Below are 25,754 nucleotides of genomic sequence, written 5' to 3' on the forward strand. Positions count from 1 at the left end.
ATCCTACAAAGTGGATTCTGGTAAAATTTTTTAAAAAACTCCTGCTCGCAGCAGATCATGCAGGTGAACAACTGCTAGGGGGCGATTGATGTCATCGACAACCACTAAGGATGTAATGCTGTATTTTTGCATTAGCGCCAGTGCTTCTGCTGCTAAAAGTCCTTTTTTGATTGTCTTACAGTTTCTGCTCATTACAGTTGCCAGAGGGGTGGTATTAATATCAAAATTTTGGGTTAATGTTCTTCTAATGTCCCCATCTGTATATACACCAGTAAGATATCCAGCACTATCAACCACGCAAGTCATACCTAATTTTTTAGCGGTGACTTCAATTAAGGCTTCACCAATAGTCGCTTGTTCATTCACCATAGGTAACTGCGATCCCTCATGACAAAGCTCATCAATACGCAATAATAAACGTCGTCCTAATGCACCACCTGGATGAGCTAAAGCAAAATCTTCTGCACTAAATCCTCTTGCCTGTAGTAAAGCGATAGCCAAGGCATCGCCCATTACTAAAGAAACGGTTGTGCTGGTGGTGGGGGCTAGACCCAAAGGGCATGCTTCTTGTTGAATACTAATATCAAGGTTGACATCAGCGGCTTTGGCAAGCGTAGATTCGCTATTGCCTGTCAACGTAATTAAAGGAACTTCAAGTCGTTTTAAAAGAGGAAGCAGGGTGATAATTTCATTTGTAAAACCTGAGTTGGAAATTGCAACGACAGTATCTTGCCGTGTAATCATTCCTAAATCACCATGACTCGCCTCGCCTGGATGCATAAAAAAGGCGGGTGTTCCTGTGCTTGAGAAAGTAGCAGCAAGTTTACTGCCGATATGACCTGATTTACCCATGCCCGTTACGACCACGCGGCCTTTGCAAGCCAGTAAAAGTTCACAGGCTGTTTCAAAGCGTTGATCAATACGTTGTGCTAAATCAAGTACTGCTTGCCCCTCAGTTTCAATGACTGCAAGGCCCAATTTGCAAAAATTCATATGCTTGAGAGTCATCTAAGAAGAGGGAAAGTGTAACATAGCAGACCAAAAATAGGTACCATATTGAGAAATCATGATCGTTTACTTCATTAATATCAAATCTTGAGGAAAGTGACGTCACCTGTTTATTATTTGGTCTGAGATTTTTTCTTTTAATTGACAGATTTGATTTGAATTTTCTGTTATCGACAGGATCTAAGGTTCCATCCTGGACATTAATTCATCATCTTTCATTTGTTGTGTATCTTGTTGACGCGCATCAAATTTTTCAAGCCCTTCTCTCACATATTTTTCAATAAGTTCTTTTCTTTTCTCATAAAAACTGCCGGGTTTAGCTGGAGCAAACATTCCATTTGTTTCTTTTCTCAATCGCAGCTCTTCTAATTGTCTCGGTGATAAATGGGTGTTTTCAGTTTTTTTTAGCATTTCCGGCCTCCAGTTGATTATAAAAAATCCAGTAACAACAAAGAATGAGCATTCTAAAAAATAGGGCAGAGTCAGGTCAAGGTAACTTAATTGTTTAAAGAGATATCTTCTTTCCTGAAAGGAACTGTGGATGTAGTGGTAATTTAATTAAATCAGCTAGAGATTGCACATAAAAGCGCTAATCTTTTTTAATTCGCAAATTACTCGTTATCAAGTATATAATCATTATTTAATTCTATGCCGGAATAAAAATAATGCAGGATAATTTAGTGCAGATCACTAATCTCACCTTCGATCGTGGTGAGCGTCGCATTTTTGATAGTGTCAGTATGGACATGGCGCGCGGAAAAATTACCGCCATCATGGGACCAAGTGGGAGTGGTAAAACGACACTTTTGCGTTTAATTGGTGCCCAATTATACCCGCAAGCAGGTACCGTTTTGGTTAATGGCGCAAACATTCATCAATTGCCCCGCAAAGAATTATATATGGCGCGACGTAAGATGGGATTACTATTTCAAAGTAGTGCCCTCTTTACCCATTTATCTGTTTTTGATAATGTCGCTTTCCCGTTGCGGGAACATACCCAGCTAAATGATGCGATGTTGCGCGATATTGTGTTAATGAAACTTGAAGCCGTTGGTTTACGAGGGGCCGCGCAATTAATGCCCGATGAGCTGTCAGGAGGAATGGCAAGACGTGTCGCATTAGCTCGGACCATTGCGCTTGATCCTGAGTTAATGATGTATGATGAACCCTTCACTGGACAAGATCCTATCTCCATGGGGGTTTTAGTGCGTTTAATAAAAAGATTAAATCAGCTTTTACAAACAACGACCATCATTGTTTCGCATGATGTAGAGGAAACTTGCTCAATTGCTGACTATGTTTATTTGATAGCTGGAGGTCGAGTTATCGGACATGGCACGCCTCTTGAATTAAAAAAATCAAATCAACCGCAAGTTAAACAATTTATGCATGGTGAAGCTGATGGTGTGGTTCCTTTTCATTATCCAGCTCGCCCCTACACAGAGGAGTTGCTAGATGCTTGATACATTTGCACGCATGGGGCAGCGTGGAATAACTAATTTGCAGGCCATGGGACATTCGGGTGTATTTCTGTTAAGAATGTTTTTAAGAAACCCTGATTTTTCAAGGCTTTGGCCCGCTTTAAAAGGGCAACTTTATTTTGTCGGCGTTTTATCTTGTTTGATTATTGTAGTTTCTGCACTGTTTGTTGGAATGGTAATCGGATTACAAGGTTATAATACGCTGCAAAAATTTGGCGCAAGCAGCCAATTAGGGCAACTTTTGGCATTAAGCATTGGCAGAGAGCTAGGACCGGTAATTAGTGCGCTATTATTTGCCGGCAGAGCTGGCTCAGCTTTGACTGCTGAAATTGGTTTAATGAAAGCAACTGAACAATTAGCAAGCATGGATATGATGGGTGTCGATCCTTTAGGGCGCGTCATTTATCCTCGTTTTATTGCCGGCTTGGTTTCGCTACCCGTCTTAGCTTTAATTTTTACTGCTGTAGCGATTTATGGTGGTTATTTTGTGGGTGTGGATTGGTTAGGTGTTGATGCCGGCAGTTTTTGGTCAAACATGCAAGCTGCTGTGGATTTTCGTCTGGATATTTTAAGTGGCATTATTAAAAGTATGGTGTTTGCTTTTGTAGTGGTATGGATAGCTGTGTTTCAAGGTTTTAATTGTATTGCTACTGCAGAAGGTATTAGTCAGGCAACAACACGAACAGTCGTTTATTCTTCGTTGGCAGTGCTTGGACTTGACTTTATTTTGACCGCGATGATGATTGGAGGTTGGTAAATGAATAATAGGCAACGTTATACAGATATAAGCGTAGGCATTTTTATGTTGCTAGGCTTGTTTGCCTTACTTATTCTGGTGATGAAAGTGAGCGGTGTCACTTCTTTGGTATCAAATAAAGGCTATCATATTAGCGCTGAGTTTACTGATATTGGCGGGCTAAAAGTAAGAGCACCAGTGACTATTGCAGGGGTAAAAATTGGTGAAGTAACTCACATTGAGCTACAGCCTGGTGAATTAAATGCCAAAGTAACGATGTTATTACGCAATGACAAGCCAATTCCTTATGAAGATACTTCTGCTCGTATTCTAACCGAAGGTTTAATCGGTTCTAATTATGTAAGTATTGTACCAGGATTTGAGGATGAGGAAGGACAGGACCATCCCTTCTTACGTGAAGGAGATGTTATTGCTAAAACACAGGAAGCAGTCATTCTTGAAAATTTGATTGGCCAGCTTTTATTCAATATTAATAAAAAATAGGTGGATTATGAGAACAATTAAGTCATTAGCCTTGGTGGTCACGTTGTCGCTCAGCCAGTTTTTGTGGGCTCAAACTTCTCCTTTGCCCATGCTTGAAAGTACAGCAAATCAAATCATCGCAACATTAAAAGAAAATAAATCATCACTAAAGCAGAATCCGCAGATAATTCATCAAGCGGTAAAACGTTATTTGCTTCCTAATGTTGATGTGAGTGGGATGTCAAGATCAGTGCTTGGCCGACAAGCTTGGAATAAGGCTTCTGCTAGTGAGAGACAACAATTTTCTTATGAATTTACACAATTAGTTATTCGGACTTATGCAACCCCTTTGGCTGAATATACTGATGAGAAAATTAAATTTTTACCCATCAGAGGGTCCCTTGATGGTCGTTTCCTGCGTGTTAATAGTGTGATAATCCGTTCAAATGGCCAGAATATTCCGCTAAGTTATAGTTTGGTTTCTAAAAATGGAACCTGGAAAATTTATGATTTAAGTGTCGAGGGGGTAAGTTTACTCCAAAGTTTCCGTTCGCAATTTGCCGATGCATTAAGAAATTCAAGTATGCAGCAAATTATTAAGCAACTTCATGAACAACCTGGTAAGAAGGCAGCATAAGTGGAATCTAAATCTTTTAAACCATCACAGGAAATGACCTTTACGACGGTGCAATCAGATTGCGAGCGTTTGGTGAAGTATTTCCGTGAGGTTGCGAGTAATCATGTAACACTTGATTTAAGTGAGGTTACTCATTGCGATAGCGCAGGACTTGCTTTGTTGATTGAAGCGAAAAGATTAAGCGCTTCAAGAAAAAAAACCTGTAAAATTGAAGGTATGCCTAAAGCTATTCATGCTTTGGCTGAGTTTTGTGGGGTTGATGCAATACTCAATAAGTAAAACGAAATTTTTTTGGATACTCGACTACAGAGAAGATAGGGAGAGACGAGTGGGTACGCAGAACCTGAGTGTACATGCCTGTATATGACGATTGAGTACCGTCTCGAGGAAGCAATCCTCTGTAATAGTGTTTCCGAAGAAGTCTAATAAACCCAAGTGAGAATGAGTTGTATGATTAATAATGAAGTACTAGAACAACGTCTTGTTGAAACGGGAGAGGTTGATTTTGTTCGAGTTGAAGGGGATGGTTATCACTATCAATTAACTGTTGTATCTGATTCATTTTTGGGCAAAACCAAAGTGGCAAGACAACAGTGGGTTTATGCAAAACTTAAAGATTACATTACGACCGGTAGCCTTCATGCAATAACCATGAAGACTTTAACAAAGGAAGAGTGGGAGAAAAATCGTGGATAAGTTAATTATCAATGGTAGCAAAGCTTTGCAAGGTGAAGTCATCATTTCAGGAGCAAAGAATGCAGCATTGCCAATTATGGCAGCCACACTTCTAGCTACCGACAATGTAACTATTGCAAATGTGCCTCATCTTAAAGACGTCACGACCATGATGGAGCTTTTAGGACAACTAGGAACTCAGCTGACAGTTGATGAAAAGATGAATGTGCAAGTTGATGCTTCGCATGTGAACGAATATGTTGCACCTTATGAATTAGTAAAAACCATGCGAGCATCCATTTTGGTTCTGGGACCTTTATTGGCACGTTTTGGTCAGGCGGATGTTTCTCTTCCAGGCGGATGCGCGATAGGTACGCGGCCTGTTGATCTTCATCTGAAGGCACTTAAGTCTATGGGAGCCGAGATTACGGTAAAAAATGGTTATATTAAGGCACGCTGTAAAAAAGGCCGTTTACAAGGAAAAACATTAATTTTTGATTCTGTTACAGTGACAGGAACCGAAAACGTGTTAATGGCTGCTGTGCTTGCTGAAGGTAAAACATTAATTAAAAATGCTGCTCGTGAACCAGAAGTCGTTGACTTGGCTAATTTCTTAAATCAGATGGGAGCTAAAATCACCGGCGCTGGCAGTGGCACGATCGAAGTGGAAGGGGTGCCTGCATTGTCAGGTGGTAGCTATGCAGTGATGCCAGATCGTATTGAAGCTGGTACCTATCTTACTGCGGGAGCTATAACTCGTGGCAAAGTCACTGTGCGCCGGGTCAAACCTGATAATTTACTTTCAATGCTTTGTAAATTTGAAGAGGCGGGTGCTGAATTATCTATTGGCGAAGATTGGGTTACTTTAAATATGCATGGGCTTCGTCCTCAAGCTGTGAATATTTCAACTGCCCCTTATCCAGCTTTCCCAACGGATATGCAAGCTCAATTTATGGCATTAAATGCCGTTGCTGAAGGAACGTCTTCAGTCATTGAGAATATTTTTGAAAATCGTTTTATGCATGTGCAAGAATTGCAACGTATGGGCGCTCAAATTCAATTGAATGGTAATACAGCGATGATAACTGGCGTACCAAAATTAACAGGTGCTCCGGTTATGGCAACAGATTTACGTGCTTCTGCAAGCTTAATTTTAGCCGGTTTGGCCGCTGAGGGTGAAACCGCTGTTGAGCGTGTTTATCACGTCGATCGAGGCTATGAGCGTATTGAAGAAAAGCTATCCATGTTAGGTGCTGATATTAAGAGGGCCTCAGCACGGTGATATCACGCACTAAGCTTGCTTCTTATTTGCACGAATTTTTAGGTTGTGGCAATTTTCATGATTACGCACCTAATGGCGTGCAAATAGAAGGAAAAAACGATATCAAACGGATCTGTACAGCTGTTACTGCCTCAGCAGAGGCAATAGAGCATGCCATTGCTCTACAAGCAGATGCTCTGCTTGTTCATCACGGTTATTTTTGGCGAGGTGAAGAGTCAATTATAACTGGCATGAAACGGCAGAGAATAAGCCAATTACTTACACATGATATATCACTTTTTGCCTACCACCTGCCTCTGGATTGCCACCCAGAGATTGGTAATAATGCCTGTTTGGCAAAGCTTTTGAATGTAGATTCCTTTAAAATGCATTCCGCCGGTAAAACACCAAATCTTCTATGGTCGGGTTCTTTTACAAAAGCTAAAACTGCGAATGAGTTTCTTCTGCAATTAGAAGATAAATTAGGTAGAAAACCTTTGCATGTTGAGGGTTCTTCCAAACCCATTAAATATTTTGCCTGGTGCAGTGGTGCTGCTCAAGATTTTATTGAAGAAGCATATAATCTCGGCGCTGATGCTTATATAAGTGGTGAAATTTCCGAGCGCACGTATTACCAGGCTAAGGAATTAGGTATTCATTATTTTGCCTGTGGTCATCACGCAACAGAGCGCTACGGAGTGCAAGAGTTAGGGAAACACTTGTCATCACGATTTAATGTTGCACATCATTTTATTGATAGTGCAAACCCGGTTTAAACTCTTATATTCATTGTATATTCTGATGAGTTCTCTGGATTATAGTTCTGGATTGCTTCAGGGAAAAATTTCTTATAAGTCTTGAAAAGCTCGCATAAGCTTTCATCTTGAAAGAAAAGTTTCAATTCATGCCCACTGAAGCTAATAACCGCATCGTCATCATAGTCTTTATCTGAAGGATTTATTTCCAGCAATAGTTTGCGTACTACACTTACGACTTCTATATTGTCTGGATCATGACAAGATTGTTGCATATAATTCATGAGAGCCATCTTAAAAGCGCGCCCTTGTTTTATGGCCTCCGAGGACACTTCCTGACCATAGCGAATATCCAGGCTTTTATAGTGAGTATTGGAATAACCTACCTGAAGATGTAATAGTCGTTCCCCAAGTTTATCAACCAATACATCACACGCTGCATAATAGGCTTTTGAATCGGGTGCAAAATGGCCACTTGAGAGCGTGATAAAAGTTAATGGTTTAGATTCTTCTTTTTCAGTTTTTACACTTTTAGCATTCATAATCGTGCCCGCTGCAATCACAGGAGGCGTTGGGCCATTAGAAATACCCAGTGCTTTTCTAATTAATCCACCATGAGTCAATTTAGTAGAATCTGAGGTTTGTTGCGGTGCGAACCAGGTTTCTCCATTGGCTGTAATAACGTATAAATAAATTTTATTATTTTCTAATTCCTGCGGATCGCGAATTAAAGTGACGTTTTTATAATCGTTATCTTCACGTTTGATAATTTGCTGATCATTATATTCTTCGAGTAATTTATATTTTTTATAAGAGTCTAATAATAGTCCACTCGCCGTAGTCGTAGTAGCAATATAGGATGTGCTTGGACTTTCAGCTTTTAGCTGTTTAGCGGATGCTTGTAAGTGAACGCCCGGGGATTCGAAGTGTAGCGTGAGTGAGACTTTTTTATCATGAATATCGATAGAGTAAGGAAGATTCATTTTATTACAAATGAATTGCATACGTCGAAGCAAGGAGCTATTGGGCTCATAAAAAGGGACTTGACTATTAATTTTATGAAGCAAGGCTTCCACTGTACCTAGCGAGGAGTCAGTCAAAATTTGCTCTACAATTTTTACATTAGAGTCAGTTCGATTCTTACCTACACGTTGAAACATAGTTGGAGTCCATTTAAGAAGCTCACGGACACAGTAGTTAGTTAATACCTTTTTAGCATTATCAAAGGGGGAAACAAAAGAAGACCAAAATTTTCCATATTTTTCTTCAAGTAAACTTATGTTTGCATGAGGTAGTTCGTGCTTTTGTAACATATAATACCCCTTAACAAAGAGAATGAATTTATTTTTTCATAGACACCTTAAGAAATGCTTAAAAAAACACCAAATTGAAAATAATTTACGTTAAATTTTCAAAAGTTGCATGAGCAATACAATTGAGTAATCACATATAGAGGACAAGGGGAAAAGGAATGCATTCGATGGGGCAGTGGTGGATGTGGGGCGGTTTTGTTCTCTTTATTCTTTTTATGCTAGCCATCGACCTATTTCTTCTCAGTGGAAAGAAAATACATCGTGTTTCTACCAGGGAAGCTTTGAGCTGGGTAATTGTCTGGGTAACCTTGGCATTATTATTTAATATTCTTTTATGGTTTTATCTTCTACAAACGACTGATTCTGCAACGGCGCATCAAAAGGCCTTGGAGTTTTTTACCGGATATTTAATTGAAGAATCACTTTCGATGGACAATATGTTCATTTTTATAATGATTTTTAAATATTTTTCCGTACCACTGGAATACCAAAGGCGTGTTTTATTATTTGGAGTGTTAGGCGCGATAGTAATGCGTCTTTTATTAATTTTGTTAGGGCTTTGGCTGGTCACGAAGTTTCATTGGATTTTGTATGTTTTCGGGGCATTTCTATTGATTAGTGGCATGAAATTACTATTTTTGGGTGAAGAAGATCATTCACTGGAAAGAAACCCTATTTTATATTGGATGCGCAAATATTTAAGAGTAACGAAGACCTTTCATCAAGAGCAATTCTTTGTAAGAAAGGCAAATCAACTTTATATTACTCCTCTGTTTTTAGTATTGGTGCTTATTGAAACAAGCGATTTAATTTTTGCCTTGGATAGTATTCCTGCTATTTTTGCGATTACAGAGGATCCATTTATCATTTTTACTTCAAATATTTTTGCTATTCTGGGTTTGAGAGCAATGTATTTTCTGCTTGTTAATATGGCAGATCGATTTCATCTTTTAAAATATGGCATCGCCCTTATTCTCACTTTCATTGGTTTGAAAATGCTAATCGCTTATTGGGTTAAAATACCGATTTTCATTTCGTTAATAGTCATTGTTGCGACTTTAATAATTAGTATCCTGTTTAGTCTAAGCCATTCTAGAAAAGAGAAGTGAATCTTAGCCAAAACCATAGGTTTCTGCATTAAATACAGTTTGAGGATTGATAGAGTTATGTTTGATTGTAGTCATTTTGCATTTGCATACGGAGCGCCTGCCGGCTCTGGAAAAATAAAAGCTTCCCCTGAGGATTTTAGGGTGAATGAAATATTAGGTTTTAATTTATCAGGTGAAGGTGAACACTTGTATTTGCAGGTGGAAAAAAAAGGGTTAAATACAGAAGAGTTAGTGAAGGCTCTGGCCCGTGATCTGGGTAGGCCTGCAAAAACAATTTCCTATGCTGGTTTAAAGGATAAAGGAGCAATTACTACACAGTGGTTGTCGATACATTGTCCTGGTGAAGAAATTAATTCCCCGCTACTACTCCAAGGAGAAGGGTGGCATGTTGTCCAACATCAGCGTCACGCGAAGAAATTAAGAACCGGTGCTCTTGCGGCAAATGAATTTTCTTTGGTTATTCGTAATATTAGCGATAGTGAGGATGTTGAGACTCGCCTGCAAAAAATCTATCGCAATGGTATTCCTAATTATTTTGGGGCGCAGCGTTTTGGCTATGAAAATCAGAATTTGGTAAAAGCAGAAAAACTTCTTTTAGGGGGTGACAAGGTAAGAAATCATTTTTTGCGAGGATTATATTATTCAGCGGCTCGCTCATTTTTGTTTAATCAGATTTTAAGCCAGCGGGTGCAGACAGAAACCTGGAATAAAGCAGTCGCTGGAGATGTCATGCAGTTGGCTGGTACAAACAGTATTTTTGCTATCGATGAGCCTGATGAAGTAATAATTAAACGAGTCAGTGAATTTGATATTTCGCCTGCAGCACCACTTTGGGGGAGAGGAGAAGAGCGTGTATCAAAACAAGCCCTTATTCGCCAGCGGCAAGCACTTTCTGAATATGAATCCTGGTGTGATGCATTAGAAAAACATGGTTTGGAGCGTAGCTACCGTTCTTTAATACTTAAGGTTGAGAATATGAAGTGGGATTGGCAGGGTAATCTTCTTCATCTATCGTTTCGATTACCTTCGGGAAGTTATGCAACATCAGTGGTTAGAGAGTTAATGAAAGAGCTTCCTCACGATACCGGGGTATAGTAAGGAGCTTGCAGAATTAGCCTAGAGGATCACCTCAATGCTCAGGATTTCTATCAATATGGGTGTGATGATGTGCTTTATTCAGTAATAAAACAGGTTACTACTCTTATACAACAGGAGCTGCAACACGTCCCTCATTGTTTTCAGGACTAGGTGGCTCCTCATCCCTTGGGATTTGGACTGTTTCATCAGTAGTTTTATCACCAATATCCGGAGATTGTAGAAGGTTTGCACTTGCTTCAAGGTAAGCATGGGCTGTCAGGTATTTTTTCAATTCCTCCATATAGAGTAATTCCTTGCCTGGTTCCCATGGTATAACCGTTGTATGGTCTTCGTTTACGGTGACTTTAAGCTCTTTTTCATCGACTTCAAACGTAATGGGACAAAGTTGACACTCTGGAGGCAAGCTCTCAAGATCGACAACTTTTAACTCAATCCCATCAACAATGCGATGACCATTAATCAAACAAATGCCAGTTAGTTTTTCCTCGGGTCTGGTTTTAGCATAAAGACTTGCTAGCAAGGTAACGCTGTGATACATGAGCTTCCAACTCAAATCAACGGATACACCCACACCGAACCCAAGACCTTGTCCGACAATATTACCTGCCGTTCCAAGTGCCCAAGCCAGTGTTACTCCACAAAAAGTGTCTAAAATCCGGCTGGCGTAAGTTGGCGCGAGTAGTATGACGCCAATACTTGCTGATGGCCCAAGACACAATACTAATCCACTCCCTATCGCTGCAGTTAACGCATGCTGTGTTTTAAGCAACTTCGTGGACTTACTTACCATTTCTCCCAAGATAAAGCCCGATGTATACCCAGCAAGTTCCAAGGGCTTACCCATGAGAGGCATCATAATGTCTTTGACAGGAAATTGTGTTTTGTATTTTTTACTTAATCCTGCGCATTCTTTATCGACAAAACTTAAAAAATCATGCCACTGTTTCTCCGTAAATCGAGTTTGTAACTGGGCATTAATCGCTTCAAATCGGCCTCTTTCCTTTAAGTAGCGTTGAGTGGCAAGTAAACAACAGGCACGTGTTTCTTGATCAATGATATTTGATGATGTGATTCCCATTGCTTCGTTGATAAGCTGTTCCAGAATAGCTGAAGAACCAGAGCGAACGGAATAGGTGGAATCAATTTCTGATTTAATATACATGCATACAGTTGCTAATACACGCAAAGCAGTGACTTGGTTCTCAATTGCTTGTGCTGTAGGCTCGGCAAAAGGAGAAGCGCCGTCAGGAAGTTTGTCCGCAATTTCTTTTTTTTCTTCTACAGATCTCTTTATTAAATTTTGTACCTCTGTAAGTGAACATTGTTGGTCAGTTAAATCTTTTTTGAATGCAGCAAGCCATTCATTCTTGTGGCGTGATTTTTCTGTGGTGGGCTCAGAGTTTTCTTTTTTGGGTAATTTTTTAATTAAATTTTGTAACTCCTCGAGGGTTAACTTATCTAATAATAAATCTTTTTTAAATGCAGAAAGCCATTTTTCAAGGAGATTAATCTGTATATTGCGTGTTTTTATGTCTTTTGCGCCAAAAAAACGACTAATCGCATAAGGCTGTTGTGTTTCATCAAGAATTATGCCGGCTCGCTTTTCATAATCGTCGCGGATCATGCAAAGTTTGATTATAAATTCGTCAGATAGTACGAAGAGCATATGCACCTCACGTCCATTGTTAAAATATCGTCCTAGTTTTCTATATTACGTATTCTCTGGTTAAATGCAATCTTAATTGGTTAAATTTTACTAAATTTGGGACAAGCCAATAATATTTTGCCAATTACTTCTCATCGTCTACGTACTCGCAAGTTGTCTGAAAGTATTCTGAAAATGCTTATTTCAGACCCTTTATAAATAAATTTTATTTATTAATCAATAAACTAGTCAATTTATTAAAATTAAACTTTTAGCTAGCGGTTAATGAAATAGCTGAGAAAGGTTGAGGGTACATCAGCGTGTTTTACAAAGTTTATTTGTTTGGCATTCATAATTGGCATTCATAATTAGATAAGTAGGGAAAATATTTAATCTATATAATATTCCCTTAATATAATCACTGATTTTTATTGCTAAAATAAATCATTATCCAATCATAAGTTGTTATTATGAAAAAAATATTAGTTATTAATGGTCATGGTGCTAAATTAAATAAAAAAATGCGGGTAGATGATCAGCATGGAATAATGACGCCTGGTGATGCAAGAAATAGTTATACGGTTTCTTTTGATAACCAGCATCGTCATCTAGAAGAAATGACCGTGAAAAATAAAATTTGGCCTGTTGTAGATGAGGAAGGAAAATCCGTTCAGTGGCATAGATATCATGATACAGAAATCTCTGATATTCGTATTACGCCATTACAATCAAAATTTGAATTTGCACGGTTTGCAGGTCGTTTACTCCAAGGAAGAACGGGATGGCAGAATTTAACTAACCCTCCACATGATGTATTAGCCCGTGGTGCCTTGGCTGTGAAAGGACCTACCGGAGAAATTGATATTCTGGAGGGGAAGAAGTTAATAGATTATTTACAAAAAACTGCAGCGGGAAGCAAAGACGGTACTCCTTTATTTTTCTGTGATAAAGAACTTGGAAAAATAAAACCATTGGGTAAAACATCGCTTTCTGAAATTTATGCAGGTGTAGCAAAAATTAAAGAGTTTCAAGCCTCAGGAACCGAGATGGTTGTGGCAACCTGTAGCCCATCCAGTGAACAGTCTAAAAGTTTAATGGTACAAACGAATCAATCTGCTACGGATCTAACAAAAACGAATATTGTTGATATTTCATCTCCAAAAGCTTCTCCAGTCACGAGTAAAAGTGTATATAAGCTTGCTGATCCTAAAGGGGATAACTTTGTTGATAGTGTTGAGGAAAAGAATGGTAATTACATTATTAGAGGGAGAAATGCTTCTGGCCAGTCTCGTTCAGTCACTATAGATAAAGATGGAAATGCTATTGATAAAAATGGGCATGCGATTAGTCCTCAAAATCTTGGTATTGTCGCAGGGCAAATGTTTGCTCAAAGAGCAGCCATATTTGACCATTTCAATATTCATGCACCAGATAAGGTAAAAGGTATCGTTACTAGCTCAAAAATGCCAAGTGAAGTAAAAAAGACTAAGCCACATGTACTTGTCTCGGCTGACGGAGACAGCTTTGTTGAGAGCGTCGAAGAAAAGAATGGTAGTTACATTATTAAGGGAATAAATTCCGGTGGTTATGCTTGCTCAATCACTATTGATAAAAATGGGAGTCCAATTGATAAAAATGGGCATGCGATTAGTCCTCAAAATCTTGGTATGGTCGCAGGGCAAATGTTTGCTCAGAGAGCAGCTATATTTGCACATTTTAATATTCAAGCACCGGATAGAGTAAAAGGTATATCCTCTACAACTCAGACAATTGTCGAAGCAGAAAAGATATCGACAACGGCAGGTTTCAAAGAAAAAATACAACAAATGAAATCTGGTAATCAAAGTAATTATGGCTTTCCAAGGTATGACGTAAAAACGTTTTTTGAATCTCATGCAAAACCAGATAATCTTACTCCAGAGCAGTTTGATGCCATTAAAGAGCAAATTGAAACGTTGCATAGTGAAATTAATAGTTGGATTCCCTATCCTAACAAAGATAGAAAACAAGAAAAAATTAATGCTTTGTGCGATTTAATTGTTCATACAGAAACAATGTCAGTAAAAGAGGCTGTTGAAAAGGTAGAAAAAGAATCACCAGCTGTTAGAGAAGGAAAAGTTAGCAGCCGTACAGCTGATTTGCTTGATTCTCTGGTAAATCGAAGTCCATCGTTGGGATAAAGTAACTTGCATTATTAATATACATTAATCATTGTATGGTCATTTTCTAGGAAATTTTTTTAAATTATTTCTCTTGTCTATGTAGGTTCCTCATTAAAAACAATTTTTTGTCTCAATTCTGGGGTTTTTCGTAAATCTTGGTGTGATATAGTGGCGAGTAGTATTAAATTAAAATATTATTTTAGGCTATCGTTATGACCTCAATAAAACATTTCTTCAAGTTGCTTAGATTATCACACTGGACGAAGGCTGCTTTTGTCTTACTTGGTGTTTTCTATGCAGGTTCACTTGAGTATCTTCCCGATGCTTTATTGGCTGCCTTTTCTTTTTGCCTAATTGCCAGTGCTGTTTATATTTATAATGACATCCAGGATAGGGAAGAGGATCGTTTACACCCGCAAAAATGCTACCGACCGTTAGCGTCTGGGGAAATTTCTCTGGATTTCGCTGTAAGCATGCTAGTTGTGTTACTTGTTGCTGGTTTATTATTGGCTTGGTTTATTTCAAGCAATTTAGCGGCTCTACTTGGTATTTACCTCTTGGTCAATTTAGCCTATAACCATTTGTTAAAAAATGTACCAATACTTGATGTTCTCTGCATTGCTAGTGGATTCTTATTGCGAGTTTTAGCGGGTACCATTGGTATAGGCCTTCCTATTTCCTGGTGGTTAGCCTTTACGGCGACGTTAATTAGTTTATTCATTGCATTGTGCAAACGGCGATTAGAAAAACAATTAGGATTACGTTTTTCCACCCGTGCCGTTTTAAAGAGGTATCCTTCTCGCTTGCTTGATATCTTAATTATATTCACTGCCGCAGCAAGTTTTGTTACTTATCTTTTTTATACAATCTATGCACGTGACGAGTCATTTTACTTTTTGCTAACCCTGCCTTTTGCAGCCATAGGAATATGGCGTTTTGCTTGGTTGACCACCAGAAACTCTGACAATGATGATCCGGTGTCACTTTTCTTTAATGACAATTTATCCCGCTTTAATTTACTCTGTTTTCTCATCTTAACTTTTATAGCTTTAACAAAATGAGTAAGAAGAAGGGCATTTTAGTCATTTTTTTGTTTTTTTGTTTTAGTTATCTATTGGTATTACAAGTTTATGCTATCTGGCCGTTTACCATCGACGATATGTATATCTCTTTGCGCTACGCCAAACATTGGTCTTTAGGACATGGCCTGTCATGGAATCCTGCTGAGGAGCCTGTTGAGGGTTATTCTAGTTTTAGTTTTGTTGCGCTGGCAGCGCTGGCAATGAAGCTTAACATTGAACCGGTTAATTTGCTAAAAAGTCTTGGAGTTGTAGGGTTGGTTTTTAGCACAATTAGTCTTTATTTTCTTTCGCGCCTTTGGTTTTCCGCATGGATCGGATTTATTCCAAGCATTTGGCTTTTACTCTATCGCGGTGAAATTATATGGAGTGTTAGTGGGTTAGAGACAACGGTTTATCAAGCGCTTCTATGTGCTTCTTTGTTTTTTTTATTTCGAGGTATGGGATACCGCTTTTTTCCTGAAGGTAGAAAAAAAGCAAACTGGTTTTACTTAGTAATCGCCGGATTTTTATTGGCGGTAGCTGGCTTAACCAGGCCCGAGGCACCTGTATTAATGCTCATTTTTTATGGCCTGGCTATTATAGATAAACCTAAAACAATGCAACGACATTATTTTGCCGGATTGCTGCTAAGTTGTCTCACCGTGGCCTTACTATTTCTGCCTTATTTTGTTTGGCGGTGGGATTATTATGGTCGTTTGTTTCCGAATGCGGTTTATTGCAAAGGATTTAGAGATTTTTCGCTGGAGCTGGACTTAGCTTACTTAAATCTGATTTGGCCTTTTGTGTTATTTGCTCTGCCTGCTATTTTTAAAGCAAAGGACAAACGACACTATTTTTTATGGCTGCCGTCATTAGCATACCTACTGCTATTAATTGGTGCTGATCCAATTGTTGCATTTTCAAATCGTTTATTTTTACCCGTATTTATTTTGTTATTGCCATTAACGCTGCAAGGAATTATCCATATAGTTGACTATTGTTTGCCAAGGGAAAAGACTGCTTTATCTACTGTCTATTTGGTGGTGAGTGTTTTGCTTTTTGCTTTCTTTTTTATCCCCAAAATGACGTTGGCAAATTATCGTTATTTCAGTGCTAATCCTCAGGCAGGATTAGCACTTAGGCAACAGGTGGTAGATTGGCTAGAAACGCATATTAAACCAGGTAGTAGAGTAGTTTTGGCAGACAGCGGAATGATACCTTATCTCAGCTCTCTAAACTTTGTAGATTCTTACTGTTTAAGCAATAAAAAAATGAGCAGCGTACCCAATCAAAACATGTATTCCTGGTTATGTCATGATGTGCTTAAAACCAAACCTGAAGTTATCATTTTAACTTCGCTGGTGGAGAATGGGCGTGTCAGGTATACTCCGACTGATTTTTGTTTAGCGCAGGTTTTAAAAAATAACCAGTTGTATGATTTTAAAACCATTTATAAAACGGGTGATCAAAAATCTTCTTATCGATATGAAATTTATACCCTATCAAATTGAAGCTGTAGTAAGATACAACCTCTTAATTCATCTGGAATTTGAGTTGTGCTCATTTAAAGGATTTTTTCAATATGCAAAATTTTGGTATGCTTCAGAAGTTATATAAGAAATGGCCTGTAATCACCTTCGATGCATTAGCTATACCCGCTGCGTGGTATTTTGCTTATTGGTTACGCTACAATTTACAGCCTTTTCCTCGTGATCTTACCAGCGTATACTCCTTAACATCATTATTGCTTCTATCTTTAGTACAGATAGGCTGTTATTACTATTTTAAAGTTTATCGTGGTTTATGGCGTTTCTCATCTTTAAATGATGTAGCAAGAATTATTAAAGCTATTGTCTGCGCTACGGCTATTTCCGTACTGGTATTGTTTTTTACGCCCTTACTACAACATATTCCGCGTTCAGTATTTCCATTATATGGGATGACCTTAATCACGTTTCTTTGCGGTGGGCGATTGTTATTGCGTTCCTACTGGGATAGAAAAGAGAAAGGGGAGAGTATTGAAAGTAAACGTGTCTTAATTATTGGCGCTGGACGTGCAGGGGAAGGTCTTGTCCGCGATTTGAAGCGTATGCAATCTTATTGTCCAGTAGGTTTCGTAGACGATAACCTTGGAAAAAAAGGACTGGAAGTTCATGGCGTACGGGTCTTGGGTACCACGCGCGATTTGGTTGATTTGGTTGCTGAATATAATATTAATCTTATCTTCATCGCTATTCCTTCTGCGCGTTCTGCTGTCATGCGACGGATTGTGAATCATTGTGAAGATTGTAAAGTGCCTTTCCGTACTTTACCTGGCCTTTCAGCATTAGTTGCGGGTCGTGTTGAGGTTAATGCACTTAGAGATGTAAATATTGAAGACTTATTAGGACGCGATCAAGTTCAATTAGAATGGCAAAGAATAGCCTCAAATATTCAAAACAAAAGAGTAGCCGTCACCGGTGGAGGAGGCTCCATTGGTTCCGAACTGTGTCGTCAAATTATGTTGCTAAATCCTGAAAAATTATTAATTATTGATAACTCAGAATTTAATTTATACAAAATTGAACTTGAACTGAAGCAAAAATTTCCTGATATTCCTGTGGAGCTAGGATTAATTTCTGTTACAGACATTACTGCAGTTGATTTTCTTTTTCATCAATTTAAGCCACAAATTGTATTTCATGCTGCTGCTTATAAACATGTACCTATGTTGGAAGAACAAGTCCGGGTCGCAGTACAAAATAATGTCATAGGGACCCAAGTTATTGCTGAAGCAAGTGTGGCTGTAGGTGTTGAGAAATTTATTTTAATCTCTACTGATAAAGCCGTAAATCCCACCAATGTTATGGGAACGACTAAACGAGTGGCCGAAATTTACTGTCAAAATCTAAACGAACGCGTTGATACACAATTTATTACGGTGCGTTTTGGTAATGTGCTTGGTTCTGCAGGAAGTGTGGTCCCTTTATTTCAGAAACAGTTGCAAGCAGGAGGGCCACTGACGGTAACTCATCCAGATATTCAGCGTTATTTTATGACTATTCCTGAAGCATGCCAGTTAATTTTGCAGGCAATGATCAATGGGCAAGGGGGGGAAATATTTGTTCTTGATATGGGTGAACCAATTAAGATTAGCTATCTTGCAGAACAAATGATTCGACTCGCAGGAAAAGAACCTGGTAAAGATATCACGATAAGATATACAGGCTTAAGACCGGGCGAAAAATTATATGAGGAGCTTTTTCATCCTTCTGAACAACTTGCTCAAACGCAACATGAAAAATTGTTCAAGGCTAAGTTTCGCCACTTAGAGTGGAATGAATTAACACAAACCATCCGGCTGTTGAATATGGCGTGTACAATGCATAATAATTCAGAGCTCTATATTTTATTGAAAAGTTTAGTCCCTGAGTTTAATTCGCAGGTAGAGCCGGATTCTATTGCCAATTCCCTGAGTTAAGATTGGCATACTGAAAAGAACTTTCATAAAAAAAACTCCAGGGAGATAGCTAGTGGCCCAAATGCATGATTTTCCCTATACCATTCTTGATTTAACTCATAGTCTATCAAGTGCTATTCCTGGTTGGGAGGGTACTTGTGGTTTTCAGCACCAAACAACGCAAGATTATAAAGATGATGCCCAGGTCTCATTTCGTGTGCAACGTCTCAAGATGGATGCTGGAATTGGTACCCATATTGATGCGCCTGCTCATTGTATTAAAGGGGGAAAATCAATTGCCGAACTTGAGCTTAATGAGCTGCTTGCACCTTGTGTTTTGATTGATGTGGCTCATTTAGCAACAGCAGATTATCAACTGACAGTTAAAGAAATTTTACATTTTGAAGAGCGTTTCGGAAAAATAGAAGAGCATTCTTTTGTTATTATCAGAACAGGTTGGGAAGGATATTGGAAACAGCCTGAAAAATATCATAATAATTATCTTTTCCCTAGTTGTGGAATAGATGCTGCAAAATTGTTGCTAAAGCGAAATGTAGTGGGCTTGGGAATTGATACACTTTCTCCGGATAGACCTGATTCTGGTTACCCAGTTCATCAAGCATTTCTGGGGGCAGGAAAATATATTGTAGAGAATATAGCAAATGCAGCAACCGTTCCTTGCGTAGGAAGTTATGCGCTGATTTTACCAATTAAAATAGAGGGAGGTACTGAGGCGCCAGTACGCCTGGTTGCATTATTAAAAAAATAGTTGCAGCATTTTAACCCGACTATATCAAAAAATTGTTATCAAGAGGTAGATAGATGATTAGTTATGATGACTTTGCTCGAATAGATTTGCGTTCAGGAACTGTCGTTAAGGTAGAGGCGTTTCCTCGAGCTCAAAGGCCAGCTTTTAAAGTTTGGGTTGATTTTGGTGAACAGTTAGGCATTTTACAAACTTCAGCGCAAATTACAATTAATTACACGCCAGAAGCGTTGCTAGGTAAATCAGTGGTAGGATGTGTTAATTTAGGAGAAAAAAATATAGCTGGGTTCACTTCGCAATTTTTATTGGTAGGCTTTACCGATGCGAATGGGGCAATTAGCCTTATTACCACGGATCATAAAGTTCCCAATGGTCAGAAACTTCATTAAAGTTTTTTCTTTTGCTAGAAGTATGCCCTCAAATTGCTTTTATAATGCCGAAAACTGGATAATTTTTGCATCATAAAACAATTGAGGACACGCTCTGAGATTACATTAAGGCTTGTAAATTACTCTGAGATTCCTCTTCGACGTGGATCTTGGTTGTTCCTTCTCCAGGCTCTTCTTCAGAAGCAATGAACTTGGTTGTACTTTCCTCATCTTCTTTAACTGAAGCTGATGATAGCGTCTGGTCTCTAGTATTTCTTGTCACATTCGACGGACCAAGTTTTTCTAATGCGTTATTATAAGATTGTTTAATTTCATCATATAAAGACGTCATGAACGTTGCTAATGGGTATTTTGTGGTAAGAAATAAGCCTATTTTTCTAACCGTTAGCTTTGATAAAAGACTATGGCTGGCCTGAAGCTCGCTAGCTGACTCCATGTCGGTTTTAGTGATTCTGTTCGGAATGTCTATTATGCGAAACCAAGCTAAAATCCTTTCAAAGAACCACGCCTTCTTTTTGTTAAAAGTAGCCACTTCTTCTTTAACAAAAGCGGCACTAAGTTTTTTGAGTTCTTTAAAAGCACTTTGATGTCTTTTAGGTTTTTCACTTAAATCTTCGCCCAAATAGGTATTCAAATACATGGCTGTTTGCTTCAGATCCTGCTCCGTCACTGTGCGGCTTTTAAATTTCTCTATGAGTGAACGCATTTCAAACATTCTTATATAGGGATCATAGTCCTTTTCTATTTCCTTAACAGCTTTAGCCAGTAGTGTCTCTGCTATAGACAATTTCTGAGTTTTAGGAATTTGTTCAAGAAAACGTTTATTTTCAGTGAGTGCTTCACAAATCTTTAGCAGCGTTTCTTCTTCCACTGAATTATCATTTACGAGGTCTTTCATTGTTTGAACTTTCACTGCAATTTCACGGAAAGACACTGAAGAGACAGTTTTTGTTTTTAGTAATTCCAGGAGAATCTTTTCTGCATCATGATCAATCAATACTAAATTCTCCTCATAAGGGCTAAGAAGTTTTTCGAGGTCAGTTTGGCTAATGTCACCAGATTCTTGTTGCTTCATTTCGGTAAGAGATTCCGCTATCACAAATGGATTTTTGCCAGCAACTTCTCTAAGTTTCGATAAAAACTGGTTTGTAGGAAGCTGCAAATTCTCTGTAGAAAGCATAGTGTAAAAAACATCGATACTTATACGATGTTCGATAACATTTCTCGTAAGCGCATCACTTAAGATAACCAAATTCTTATGAGCAACACTGGGATTAGGACATGATTTTAGTAAATCAGCAGATATAAAATGACTAGGAGACCTACCACCCAGTAAAAACGATTTTAAAGCCATACCGACTTGAAACGCCATAAAAGGAACCAAGTCTAAAGTTTGTTTTGCAGCATGAGATTTAATAGTTGTATGTGAATTATTTACATGCCTTGATAATTCGGGAGGAGAATATAATGGACTTGTTCTTATTTTTGCTAACTTAATCTGTTGTTCTGATTGAAATGATTTCCGGTCACTGATAAAAACTTTATCGTCATCAACAAGGAAATTTGTTAATTTGATATCAGGATGATAAAAACCTGATTCTATTAATTCAAGACAAAACTCACAGATTTGATTAAAGTAGAGCTGTGTTTTGTCGACAAGCATGTCTGACTGGTCTTGCGGTATTTTTTTAGCAACTTTCTTTAAATTTCCTTGTTTGGCATATTGACTAACGGCTATTGGATTATAGATAAAACCATTTTCAACAGCATATTGCTTCATAAAGGAGGCATAATCTTTAATAAAAAATCTTGCGATTTTGTTGGAGTGCAACCATTGTTCATTAGCAGCATTATCTCGATCTTCCTGGCGAATTACCAATTTTAAATCAGTTTCTCCACATGGAATGACAAAGGATAGGTTCGTATTATTGATGCATTTATCCTCTAATTCCTCTACTTGCTGGCCTGGGAATTCCTGGTCAAGTCTTTCTTGAATTACGTCGAATTCTGCATAAGTTAAGGCAAGCATATCGGTATGTTCTTGCACTAATTCTGCAATTTCGGTTGAGTTGCCAACTGCCCTAAATATCTGAAGATGGGTTTCAGCTAATTTTTGATGAAGTTTTTCCGCATCATTTCCTGAGTCATATTCTTTGTTTAACAGCTGCTTCAGAATTAAATAACGTTGGCTTAAAAGTTCATAAAATTGTTCCATACTGAGAACAGGTTTTTCTTCATCCAATGGTTCGCCAGTTGTCGTAGGAGCAAGTCGTCGATAAGCAATCGCAAACTCAGCGCTTCTAAGTAATATGGAAGCATCCCGGTGAACCCCATAAGATTGTAGAACTTGTTCTAAACTTTCTTCTGTATCGCCCGGCTTTTTTATTGCTGATAAACTAGTAAAATCATTTTGATAGCGCCAGGTAAACACCGCATCTGCAAATGAACGATTACGAGGTAATTTTCGTGGCGTATCTAAAAACTCTGTTTCGCAATTTTCGACAATAGCTCGGGAGTAGGCATCAATTTGTTGCAGCAAGGCTAATTTTGTATAGCTATTTGCGGGAGCGGTATTAAAATTATCTATTAAAGAAATTAACTGTACATAATCAGGACGTGTTGCGGCTGAGCCACTTAATTTTGGTTTAGAAAGCATAAGAAAATTCAAGTAATAAAATATACAATTTGTACATATTAGCACTATGAATAAATTTGTACAATAAGATAATAGAATGTACTTAAGGTCAGTAGTAATACAAAAAAGATAAAATTTAGTAATACTATAAACAGTGATAGTTTATCGATGTTAATCTTATGAGAGTAGCTTAATATCTTTTAATAACACAAAGGCTTTCAATGAATGAAAAAACTTATTTAGAAACATCTCGTTATCCCTTATTTAGACTATTAAGTTACATGAAGGGGGATCGGAAAATCTATCTATTAGCCACCTTATATTCCATATTAAATAAGTTGTTTGATATTTTTCCAGAGGTCTTAATAGGGGCTGCAGTTGATGTTGTGGTTAACCGTGAGCATTCGTGGTTAGCAGCCTTATCTGGCTATTCAAATATGCTACTGCAGTTAATTCTTCTTGGTGCTTTGACTTTTATTGCCTGGAGTTTGGAATCTATTTTTCAATATTTGTACAGTGTGAAATGGCGAAATTTAGCTCAAGCAGTTGAACATCGTCTGCGAATGGAAACATACCAACACATTCAATGTGCGCGTATGGAAGACGTTGAGAAAACGTCTTTAGGGCAATTAATTGCTACTATTAATGATGATATCAATCAGTTGGAGCGTTTTCTTGAAGATGGAATTAACCAAATTATTCAAATTGTTTCTTCAACCATATTAATTGGAATTATTTTTCTTTTATGTTCTCCATTAATAACACTGTTTTCAATATTACCAATTCCTTTTATTTTATTAGGTGCATTTTATTTCCAAAATAAATTAGAACCCAAGTTTTTAAACGTTCGTGAAAAAGCCGCCAACATAGCCGCAGCTTTAGCTAATAATTTAACGGGTCTTTTGACCATTAAAAGTTACACCGCTGAAAATTTTGAAGCGCAGCGCCTGGAGCAATTGAGTCTTGATTATCAGGAAGCAAACCGTGAAACAATCGTTGTCAGTTCAATGGTTACTCCCGTAATACGCATAATGATTTTGACTGGTTTTTTATTTACCTTATTAATTGGTGGATATCAAACTATCCATGGTGAAATGAATGTGGGGATTTTTAGTTTGCTAATTTTTTTATCCCAACGACTCTTATGGCCTTTCTCTTATCTAGCCGATGTTACTGTTAACTTTCAGCGTGCAATGGCTTCAACCACCCGCGTTTTAAATTTGCTGACTTGGGAAAAAGAAGAAAAGAAAAAAGCGACAATGACTATAGAAGGTAAGAATAAAAAGCAGGAAGGACTCGTCATCACGGATTTATCGTTTAGCTACCCCAATACCACCCAAGCTGTATTTGAGAATTTTAATATTGCTATTGGTAAAAACCAAACTGTGGCTTTTGTAGGAGAATCCGGTTCAGGAAAGAGTTCTCTGATTAAATTATTATGCCGTTTTTATCAACCACAAAAGGGCGCTATTTTTTGGGATGGACATCTTATAGAGCATTATGAGTTGTCTCAATGGCGACAACAAATTGCCTTAGTAAGTCAGGATGTGTTTCTTTTTGAAGGTACGATTGCAGAAAATATTGCTTATGCAAAAGTGGGGGCTAAACTGGAAGACATTCGTCATGCTGCTCAAATTGCTGGAGCTGATAAATTTATTAACCGTTTACCTCAAGGATATGAGTCATCAGTAGGACAGCGAGGAGGTTTTTTATCTGGTGGCCAGCGGCAACGAATTGCAATTGCCAGAGCCGTACTTAAAGATGCTCCCATTCTCATTTTAGATGAAGCAACATCGGCAGTGGACAATGATACAGAATTAGCAATTCAGCAGGCCTTAGCAACGATTTCTCATAATAAGACCACCATTATTATTGCCCATCGTCTTTCCACGGTAACGGGAGCGGATATAATTTATGTACTGGATAAGGGGCATATCATTGAGCAAGGTAATCATCAGCAATTAATAACAACCCCAACCTATTATCAATATTTATGGAATATTCAAACGGGATTATCTAAAAAAACAAGTTAAGTTGAGTGCTTGTACCGTTCATGGTCCACATCATTCAAACACCAACCGTCATCAAGAGCGAAGCGAAGGATCTCCTCAGAATGATGTGGGTCATGAGCAGTTAGGCATGCTTTACTGTTAATGTGTTTCTTCTTTTCTAAGGTGAGCCAGTTTTAACTTCTGAAGCAATTTAATATAAAGCCAGCCAATGTCTAGTTCATTACGATTGTATGAGAATTTGGCTGAGGCTGGATCATGATGATGATTATTATGTAATTCCTCTCCGGAAATAAGAATTCCCCAGCGGATTAAATTGTGCGAGTTATCATCAGTTTGGAAATTGCGGTAACCACAGTAATGACCTAAACCGTTAATTAGCGATGTTTGGGCGATTATTTGAAAAAGCATTTGCAAATTCCACATAACGATCCCCCACAGGCCAAAAAGAGTAATTTCAAGTAATAAAAAACAAAAAGGACCTATTTTTGTTTTAAAGAGGGTTTCTAAAAAATCATTATCATTGATATAACCATATTTACTGATAATTTCAGGGTCTTTAGCTCTGTTATAGATTTCAGCACCTCTTAAAAACATGTTTGGTAAGCCATAATTCAAGGGGCTGTGGGGATCTGCGCCTTGATCAGGAGCTTGATGATGGGCACGATGAATTGCCACCCATTCTGATCGGACAATCGCGGTAGTAAGCCATAACCAAAAACGAAAAAAATGTCTTAAAAGCGGATGAAATTCAACTGCACGATGCGTTTGGCTACGATGCAGATAGATTGAAATAGCGATCATGGTTAAATGGCAACTAACAAGAAAAAAAACAATTTTGCCAAGCCAACCAAAAGAGGAAATACCAGTGAGAAGGGTTGGCGGTGCCCAGAAAAAACAATAAATCCAATAAATGCTTACCACAGATAAAGATATAATGGCTTGACGACTATGAAGAAGTTTGGTTTTGTCAAAAGAAAAGCGATTCATATTTTATTACCTTAAAGGTTATAGACATCAAAAAATGAAGAATATTATCGTTTAATCCTCTTAAGAATAGACCAGTCTTCCTGACATTAAACAGCTGAACGC

Annotated in this window: 23 protein-coding genes; 17 read left to right on the plus strand and 6 right to left on the minus strand. The window is 38.1% G+C overall.

All coding sequences use genetic code 11. The features are described from left to right. Positions 1-30: 30 nt before the first annotated feature. Positions 31-993 (minus strand): KpsF/GutQ family sugar-phosphate isomerase, encoded by a 963-nt coding sequence (locus tag PXX05_RS03695; protein ID WP_275089712.1) that lies wholly within the window; start codon positions 991-993, stop codon positions 31-33. A 195-nt stretch (positions 994-1,188) separates the two neighbouring features. After that, positions 1,189-1,419, minus strand: coding sequence for a hypothetical protein (locus PXX05_RS03700; RefSeq protein ID WP_275089713.1), 231 nt, complete (start codon positions 1,417-1,419; stop codon positions 1,189-1,191). Between the two features lie 254 nt (positions 1,420-1,673). On the opposite strand from PXX05_RS03700, the gene PXX05_RS03705 reads away from it, so the two are divergent. The 8 genes from PXX05_RS03705 (at position 1,674) to PXX05_RS03740 (ending at position 7,057) form a co-directional block, all read left to right on the plus strand. Then, positions 1,674-2,471 carry an ATP-binding cassette domain-containing protein gene (locus PXX05_RS03705; protein ID WP_338034426.1) on the plus strand — a complete coding sequence of 266 codons (798 nt, stop codon included), beginning with the start codon at positions 1,674-1,676 and terminating at the stop codon, positions 2,469-2,471. Next, positions 2,464-3,246 (plus strand): lipid asymmetry maintenance ABC transporter permease subunit MlaE, encoded by a 783-nt coding sequence (gene mlaE / locus PXX05_RS03710; RefSeq protein WP_275089715.1) that lies wholly within the window; start codon positions 2,464-2,466, stop codon positions 3,244-3,246. The genes PXX05_RS03705 and mlaE overlap by 8 nt, the downstream gene beginning before the upstream one ends. Next, positions 3,247-3,729 carry an outer membrane lipid asymmetry maintenance protein MlaD gene (gene mlaD / locus PXX05_RS03715; RefSeq protein ID WP_275089716.1) on the plus strand — a complete coding sequence of 161 codons (483 nt, stop codon included), beginning with the start codon at positions 3,247-3,249 and terminating at the stop codon, positions 3,727-3,729. 7 nt (positions 3,730-3,736) lie between these two features. Next, entirely contained in the window at positions 3,737-4,345 is a 609-nt protein-coding gene (locus PXX05_RS03720; RefSeq protein ID WP_275089717.1) for an MlaC/ttg2D family ABC transporter substrate-binding protein, read from the plus strand. Next, entirely contained in the window at positions 4,346-4,624 is a 279-nt protein-coding gene (locus tag PXX05_RS03725; protein WP_275089718.1) for an STAS domain-containing protein, read from the plus strand. A gap of 171 nt (positions 4,625-4,795) precedes the next feature. After that, on the plus strand, positions 4,796-5,041 hold the full coding sequence (locus tag PXX05_RS03730) for a BolA family protein (RefSeq protein WP_275089719.1): 246 nt from the start codon (positions 4,796-4,798) through the stop codon (positions 5,039-5,041). Next, entirely contained in the window at positions 5,034-6,302 is a 1,269-nt protein-coding gene (gene murA, locus PXX05_RS03735; protein WP_275089720.1) for a UDP-N-acetylglucosamine 1-carboxyvinyltransferase, read from the plus strand. The genes PXX05_RS03730 and murA overlap by 8 nt, the downstream gene beginning before the upstream one ends. Further along, on the plus strand, positions 6,299-7,057 hold the full coding sequence (locus tag PXX05_RS03740; RefSeq protein ID WP_275089721.1) for a Nif3-like dinuclear metal center hexameric protein: 759 nt from the start codon (positions 6,299-6,301) through the stop codon (positions 7,055-7,057). The genes murA and PXX05_RS03740 overlap by 4 nt, the downstream gene beginning before the upstream one ends. On the opposite strand, the gene PXX05_RS03745 is transcribed toward PXX05_RS03740, so the two are convergent. Continuing rightward, positions 7,054-8,349, minus strand: a complete 1,296-nt coding sequence (locus tag PXX05_RS03745) for a hypothetical protein (protein ID WP_275089722.1) — start codon at positions 8,347-8,349, stop codon at positions 7,054-7,056. The genes PXX05_RS03740 and PXX05_RS03745 overlap by 4 nt on opposite strands. 158 nt (positions 8,350-8,507) lie before the next feature. On the opposite strand from PXX05_RS03745, the gene PXX05_RS03750 reads away from it, so the two are divergent. Together PXX05_RS03750 and truD are read left to right on the plus strand one after the other, a co-directional pair. Further along, complete coding sequence (locus tag PXX05_RS03750) at positions 8,508-9,458, plus strand: TerC family protein (protein ID WP_275089723.1); 951 nt, start codon at positions 8,508-8,510, stop codon at positions 9,456-9,458. Positions 9,459-9,515: 57 nt separating this feature from the next. Beyond that, complete coding sequence (gene truD, locus PXX05_RS03755; RefSeq protein WP_275089724.1) at positions 9,516-10,553, plus strand: tRNA pseudouridine(13) synthase TruD; 1,038 nt, start codon at positions 9,516-9,518, stop codon at positions 10,551-10,553. 106 nt (positions 10,554-10,659) lie between these two features. On the opposite strand, the gene PXX05_RS03760 is transcribed toward truD, so the two are convergent. After that, the gene (locus PXX05_RS03760; protein ID WP_275089725.1) at positions 10,660-12,222 is read right to left on the minus strand and encodes a hypothetical protein; all 1,563 of its coding nucleotides are present in this window, start codon (positions 12,220-12,222) and stop codon (positions 10,660-10,662) included. Positions 12,223-12,671: 449 nt separating this feature from the next. Between PXX05_RS03760 and PXX05_RS03765 the strand changes: the two genes are divergently transcribed. The 6 genes from PXX05_RS03765 (at position 12,672) to PXX05_RS03790 (ending at position 20,018) form a co-directional block, all read left to right on the plus strand. After that, complete coding sequence (locus PXX05_RS03765) at positions 12,672-14,381, plus strand: hypothetical protein (protein WP_275089726.1); 1,710 nt, start codon at positions 12,672-12,674, stop codon at positions 14,379-14,381. Positions 14,382-14,575: 194 nt separating this feature from the next. After that, entirely contained in the window at positions 14,576-15,424 is an 849-nt protein-coding gene (locus PXX05_RS03770; protein ID WP_275089727.1) for a decaprenyl-phosphate phosphoribosyltransferase, read from the plus strand. Beyond that, positions 15,421-16,935 carry a 3-isopropylmalate dehydratase large subunit gene (locus PXX05_RS03775; RefSeq protein WP_275089728.1) on the plus strand — a complete coding sequence of 505 codons (1,515 nt, stop codon included), beginning with the start codon at positions 15,421-15,423 and terminating at the stop codon, positions 16,933-16,935. The genes PXX05_RS03770 and PXX05_RS03775 overlap by 4 nt, the downstream gene beginning before the upstream one ends. Before the next feature lie 71 nt (positions 16,936-17,006). Further along, on the plus strand, positions 17,007-18,884 hold the full coding sequence (locus tag PXX05_RS03780) for a polysaccharide biosynthesis protein (RefSeq protein WP_275089729.1): 1,878 nt from the start codon (positions 17,007-17,009) through the stop codon (positions 18,882-18,884). Between the two features lie 61 nt (positions 18,885-18,945). Then, positions 18,946-19,632, plus strand: a complete 687-nt coding sequence (locus PXX05_RS03785; RefSeq protein ID WP_275090456.1) for a cyclase family protein — start codon at positions 18,946-18,948, stop codon at positions 19,630-19,632. Between the two features lie 53 nt (positions 19,633-19,685). After that, positions 19,686-20,018, plus strand: a complete 333-nt coding sequence (locus PXX05_RS03790; RefSeq protein WP_275089730.1) for a tRNA-binding protein — start codon at positions 19,686-19,688, stop codon at positions 20,016-20,018. A gap of 100 nt (positions 20,019-20,118) precedes the next feature. Here the strand turns inward: PXX05_RS03790 and PXX05_RS03795 are convergent, their stop codons facing one another. Beyond that, positions 20,119-22,674, minus strand: coding sequence for a protein kinase family protein (locus PXX05_RS03795; protein ID WP_275089731.1), 2,556 nt, complete (start codon positions 22,672-22,674; stop codon positions 20,119-20,121). A gap of 200 nt (positions 22,675-22,874) precedes the next feature. On the opposite strand from PXX05_RS03795, the gene PXX05_RS03800 reads away from it, so the two are divergent. Beyond that, positions 22,875-24,686: an ABC transporter ATP-binding protein gene (locus tag PXX05_RS03800; protein WP_275089732.1), complete on the plus strand. Its 1,812-nt coding sequence runs from the start codon at positions 22,875-22,877 to the stop codon at positions 24,684-24,686. A 117-nt stretch (positions 24,687-24,803) separates the two neighbouring features. On the opposite strand, the gene PXX05_RS03805 is transcribed toward PXX05_RS03800, so the two are convergent. After that, complete coding sequence (locus tag PXX05_RS03805; protein WP_275089733.1) at positions 24,804-25,652, minus strand: acyl-CoA desaturase; 849 nt, start codon at positions 25,650-25,652, stop codon at positions 24,804-24,806. Between the last annotated feature and the right edge of the window lie 102 nt (positions 25,653-25,754).

Origin of the sequence: Legionella cardiaca (assembly GCF_029026145.1) — a bacterium.
GTDB classification, from domain to species: domain Bacteria; phylum Pseudomonadota; class Gammaproteobacteria; order Legionellales; family Legionellaceae; genus Tatlockia; species Tatlockia cardiaca.

Excerpts from the sequence above, each read along its gene's own strand:
- PXX05_RS03695 (WP_275089712.1), bottom strand. The coding sequence starts at position 993 with ATGAATTTTTGCAAATTGGGCCTTGCAGTCATTGAAACTGAGGGGCAA.
- PXX05_RS03700 (WP_275089713.1), bottom strand. The coding sequence starts at position 1,419 with ATGCTAAAAAAAACTGAAAACACCCATTTATCACCGAGACAATTAGAA.
- PXX05_RS03705 (WP_338034426.1), top strand. The coding sequence starts at position 1,674 with ATGCAGGATAATTTAGTGCAGATCACTAATCTCACCTTCGATCGTGGT.
- mlaE (WP_275089715.1), top strand. The coding sequence starts at position 2,464 with ATGCTTGATACATTTGCACGCATGGGGCAGCGTGGAATAACTAATTTG.
- mlaD (WP_275089716.1), top strand. The coding sequence starts at position 3,247 with ATGAATAATAGGCAACGTTATACAGATATAAGCGTAGGCATTTTTATG.
- PXX05_RS03720 (WP_275089717.1), top strand. The coding sequence starts at position 3,737 with ATGAGAACAATTAAGTCATTAGCCTTGGTGGTCACGTTGTCGCTCAGC.
- PXX05_RS03730 (WP_275089719.1), top strand. The coding sequence starts at position 4,796 with ATGATTAATAATGAAGTACTAGAACAACGTCTTGTTGAAACGGGAGAG.
- PXX05_RS03745 (WP_275089722.1), bottom strand. The coding sequence starts at position 8,349 with ATGTTACAAAAGCACGAACTACCTCATGCAAACATAAGTTTACTTGAA.
- PXX05_RS03750 (WP_275089723.1), top strand. The coding sequence starts at position 8,508 with ATGCATTCGATGGGGCAGTGGTGGATGTGGGGCGGTTTTGTTCTCTTT.
- truD (WP_275089724.1), top strand. The coding sequence starts at position 9,516 with ATGTTTGATTGTAGTCATTTTGCATTTGCATACGGAGCGCCTGCCGGC.
- PXX05_RS03760 (WP_275089725.1), bottom strand. The coding sequence starts at position 12,222 with ATGCTCTTCGTACTATCTGACGAATTTATAATCAAACTTTGCATGATC.
- PXX05_RS03765 (WP_275089726.1), top strand. The coding sequence starts at position 12,672 with ATGAAAAAAATATTAGTTATTAATGGTCATGGTGCTAAATTAAATAAA.
- PXX05_RS03770 (WP_275089727.1), top strand. The coding sequence starts at position 14,576 with ATGACCTCAATAAAACATTTCTTCAAGTTGCTTAGATTATCACACTGG.
- PXX05_RS03775 (WP_275089728.1), top strand. The coding sequence starts at position 15,421 with ATGAGTAAGAAGAAGGGCATTTTAGTCATTTTTTTGTTTTTTTGTTTT.
- PXX05_RS03780 (WP_275089729.1), top strand. The coding sequence starts at position 17,007 with ATGCAAAATTTTGGTATGCTTCAGAAGTTATATAAGAAATGGCCTGTA.
- PXX05_RS03785 (WP_275090456.1), top strand. The coding sequence starts at position 18,946 with ATGCATGATTTTCCCTATACCATTCTTGATTTAACTCATAGTCTATCA.
- PXX05_RS03790 (WP_275089730.1), top strand. The coding sequence starts at position 19,686 with ATGATTAGTTATGATGACTTTGCTCGAATAGATTTGCGTTCAGGAACT.
- PXX05_RS03795 (WP_275089731.1), bottom strand. The coding sequence starts at position 22,674 with ATGCTTTCTAAACCAAAATTAAGTGGCTCAGCCGCAACACGTCCTGAT.
- PXX05_RS03800 (WP_275089732.1), top strand. The coding sequence starts at position 22,875 with ATGAATGAAAAAACTTATTTAGAAACATCTCGTTATCCCTTATTTAGA.
- PXX05_RS03805 (WP_275089733.1), bottom strand. The coding sequence starts at position 25,652 with ATGAATCGCTTTTCTTTTGACAAAACCAAACTTCTTCATAGTCGTCAA.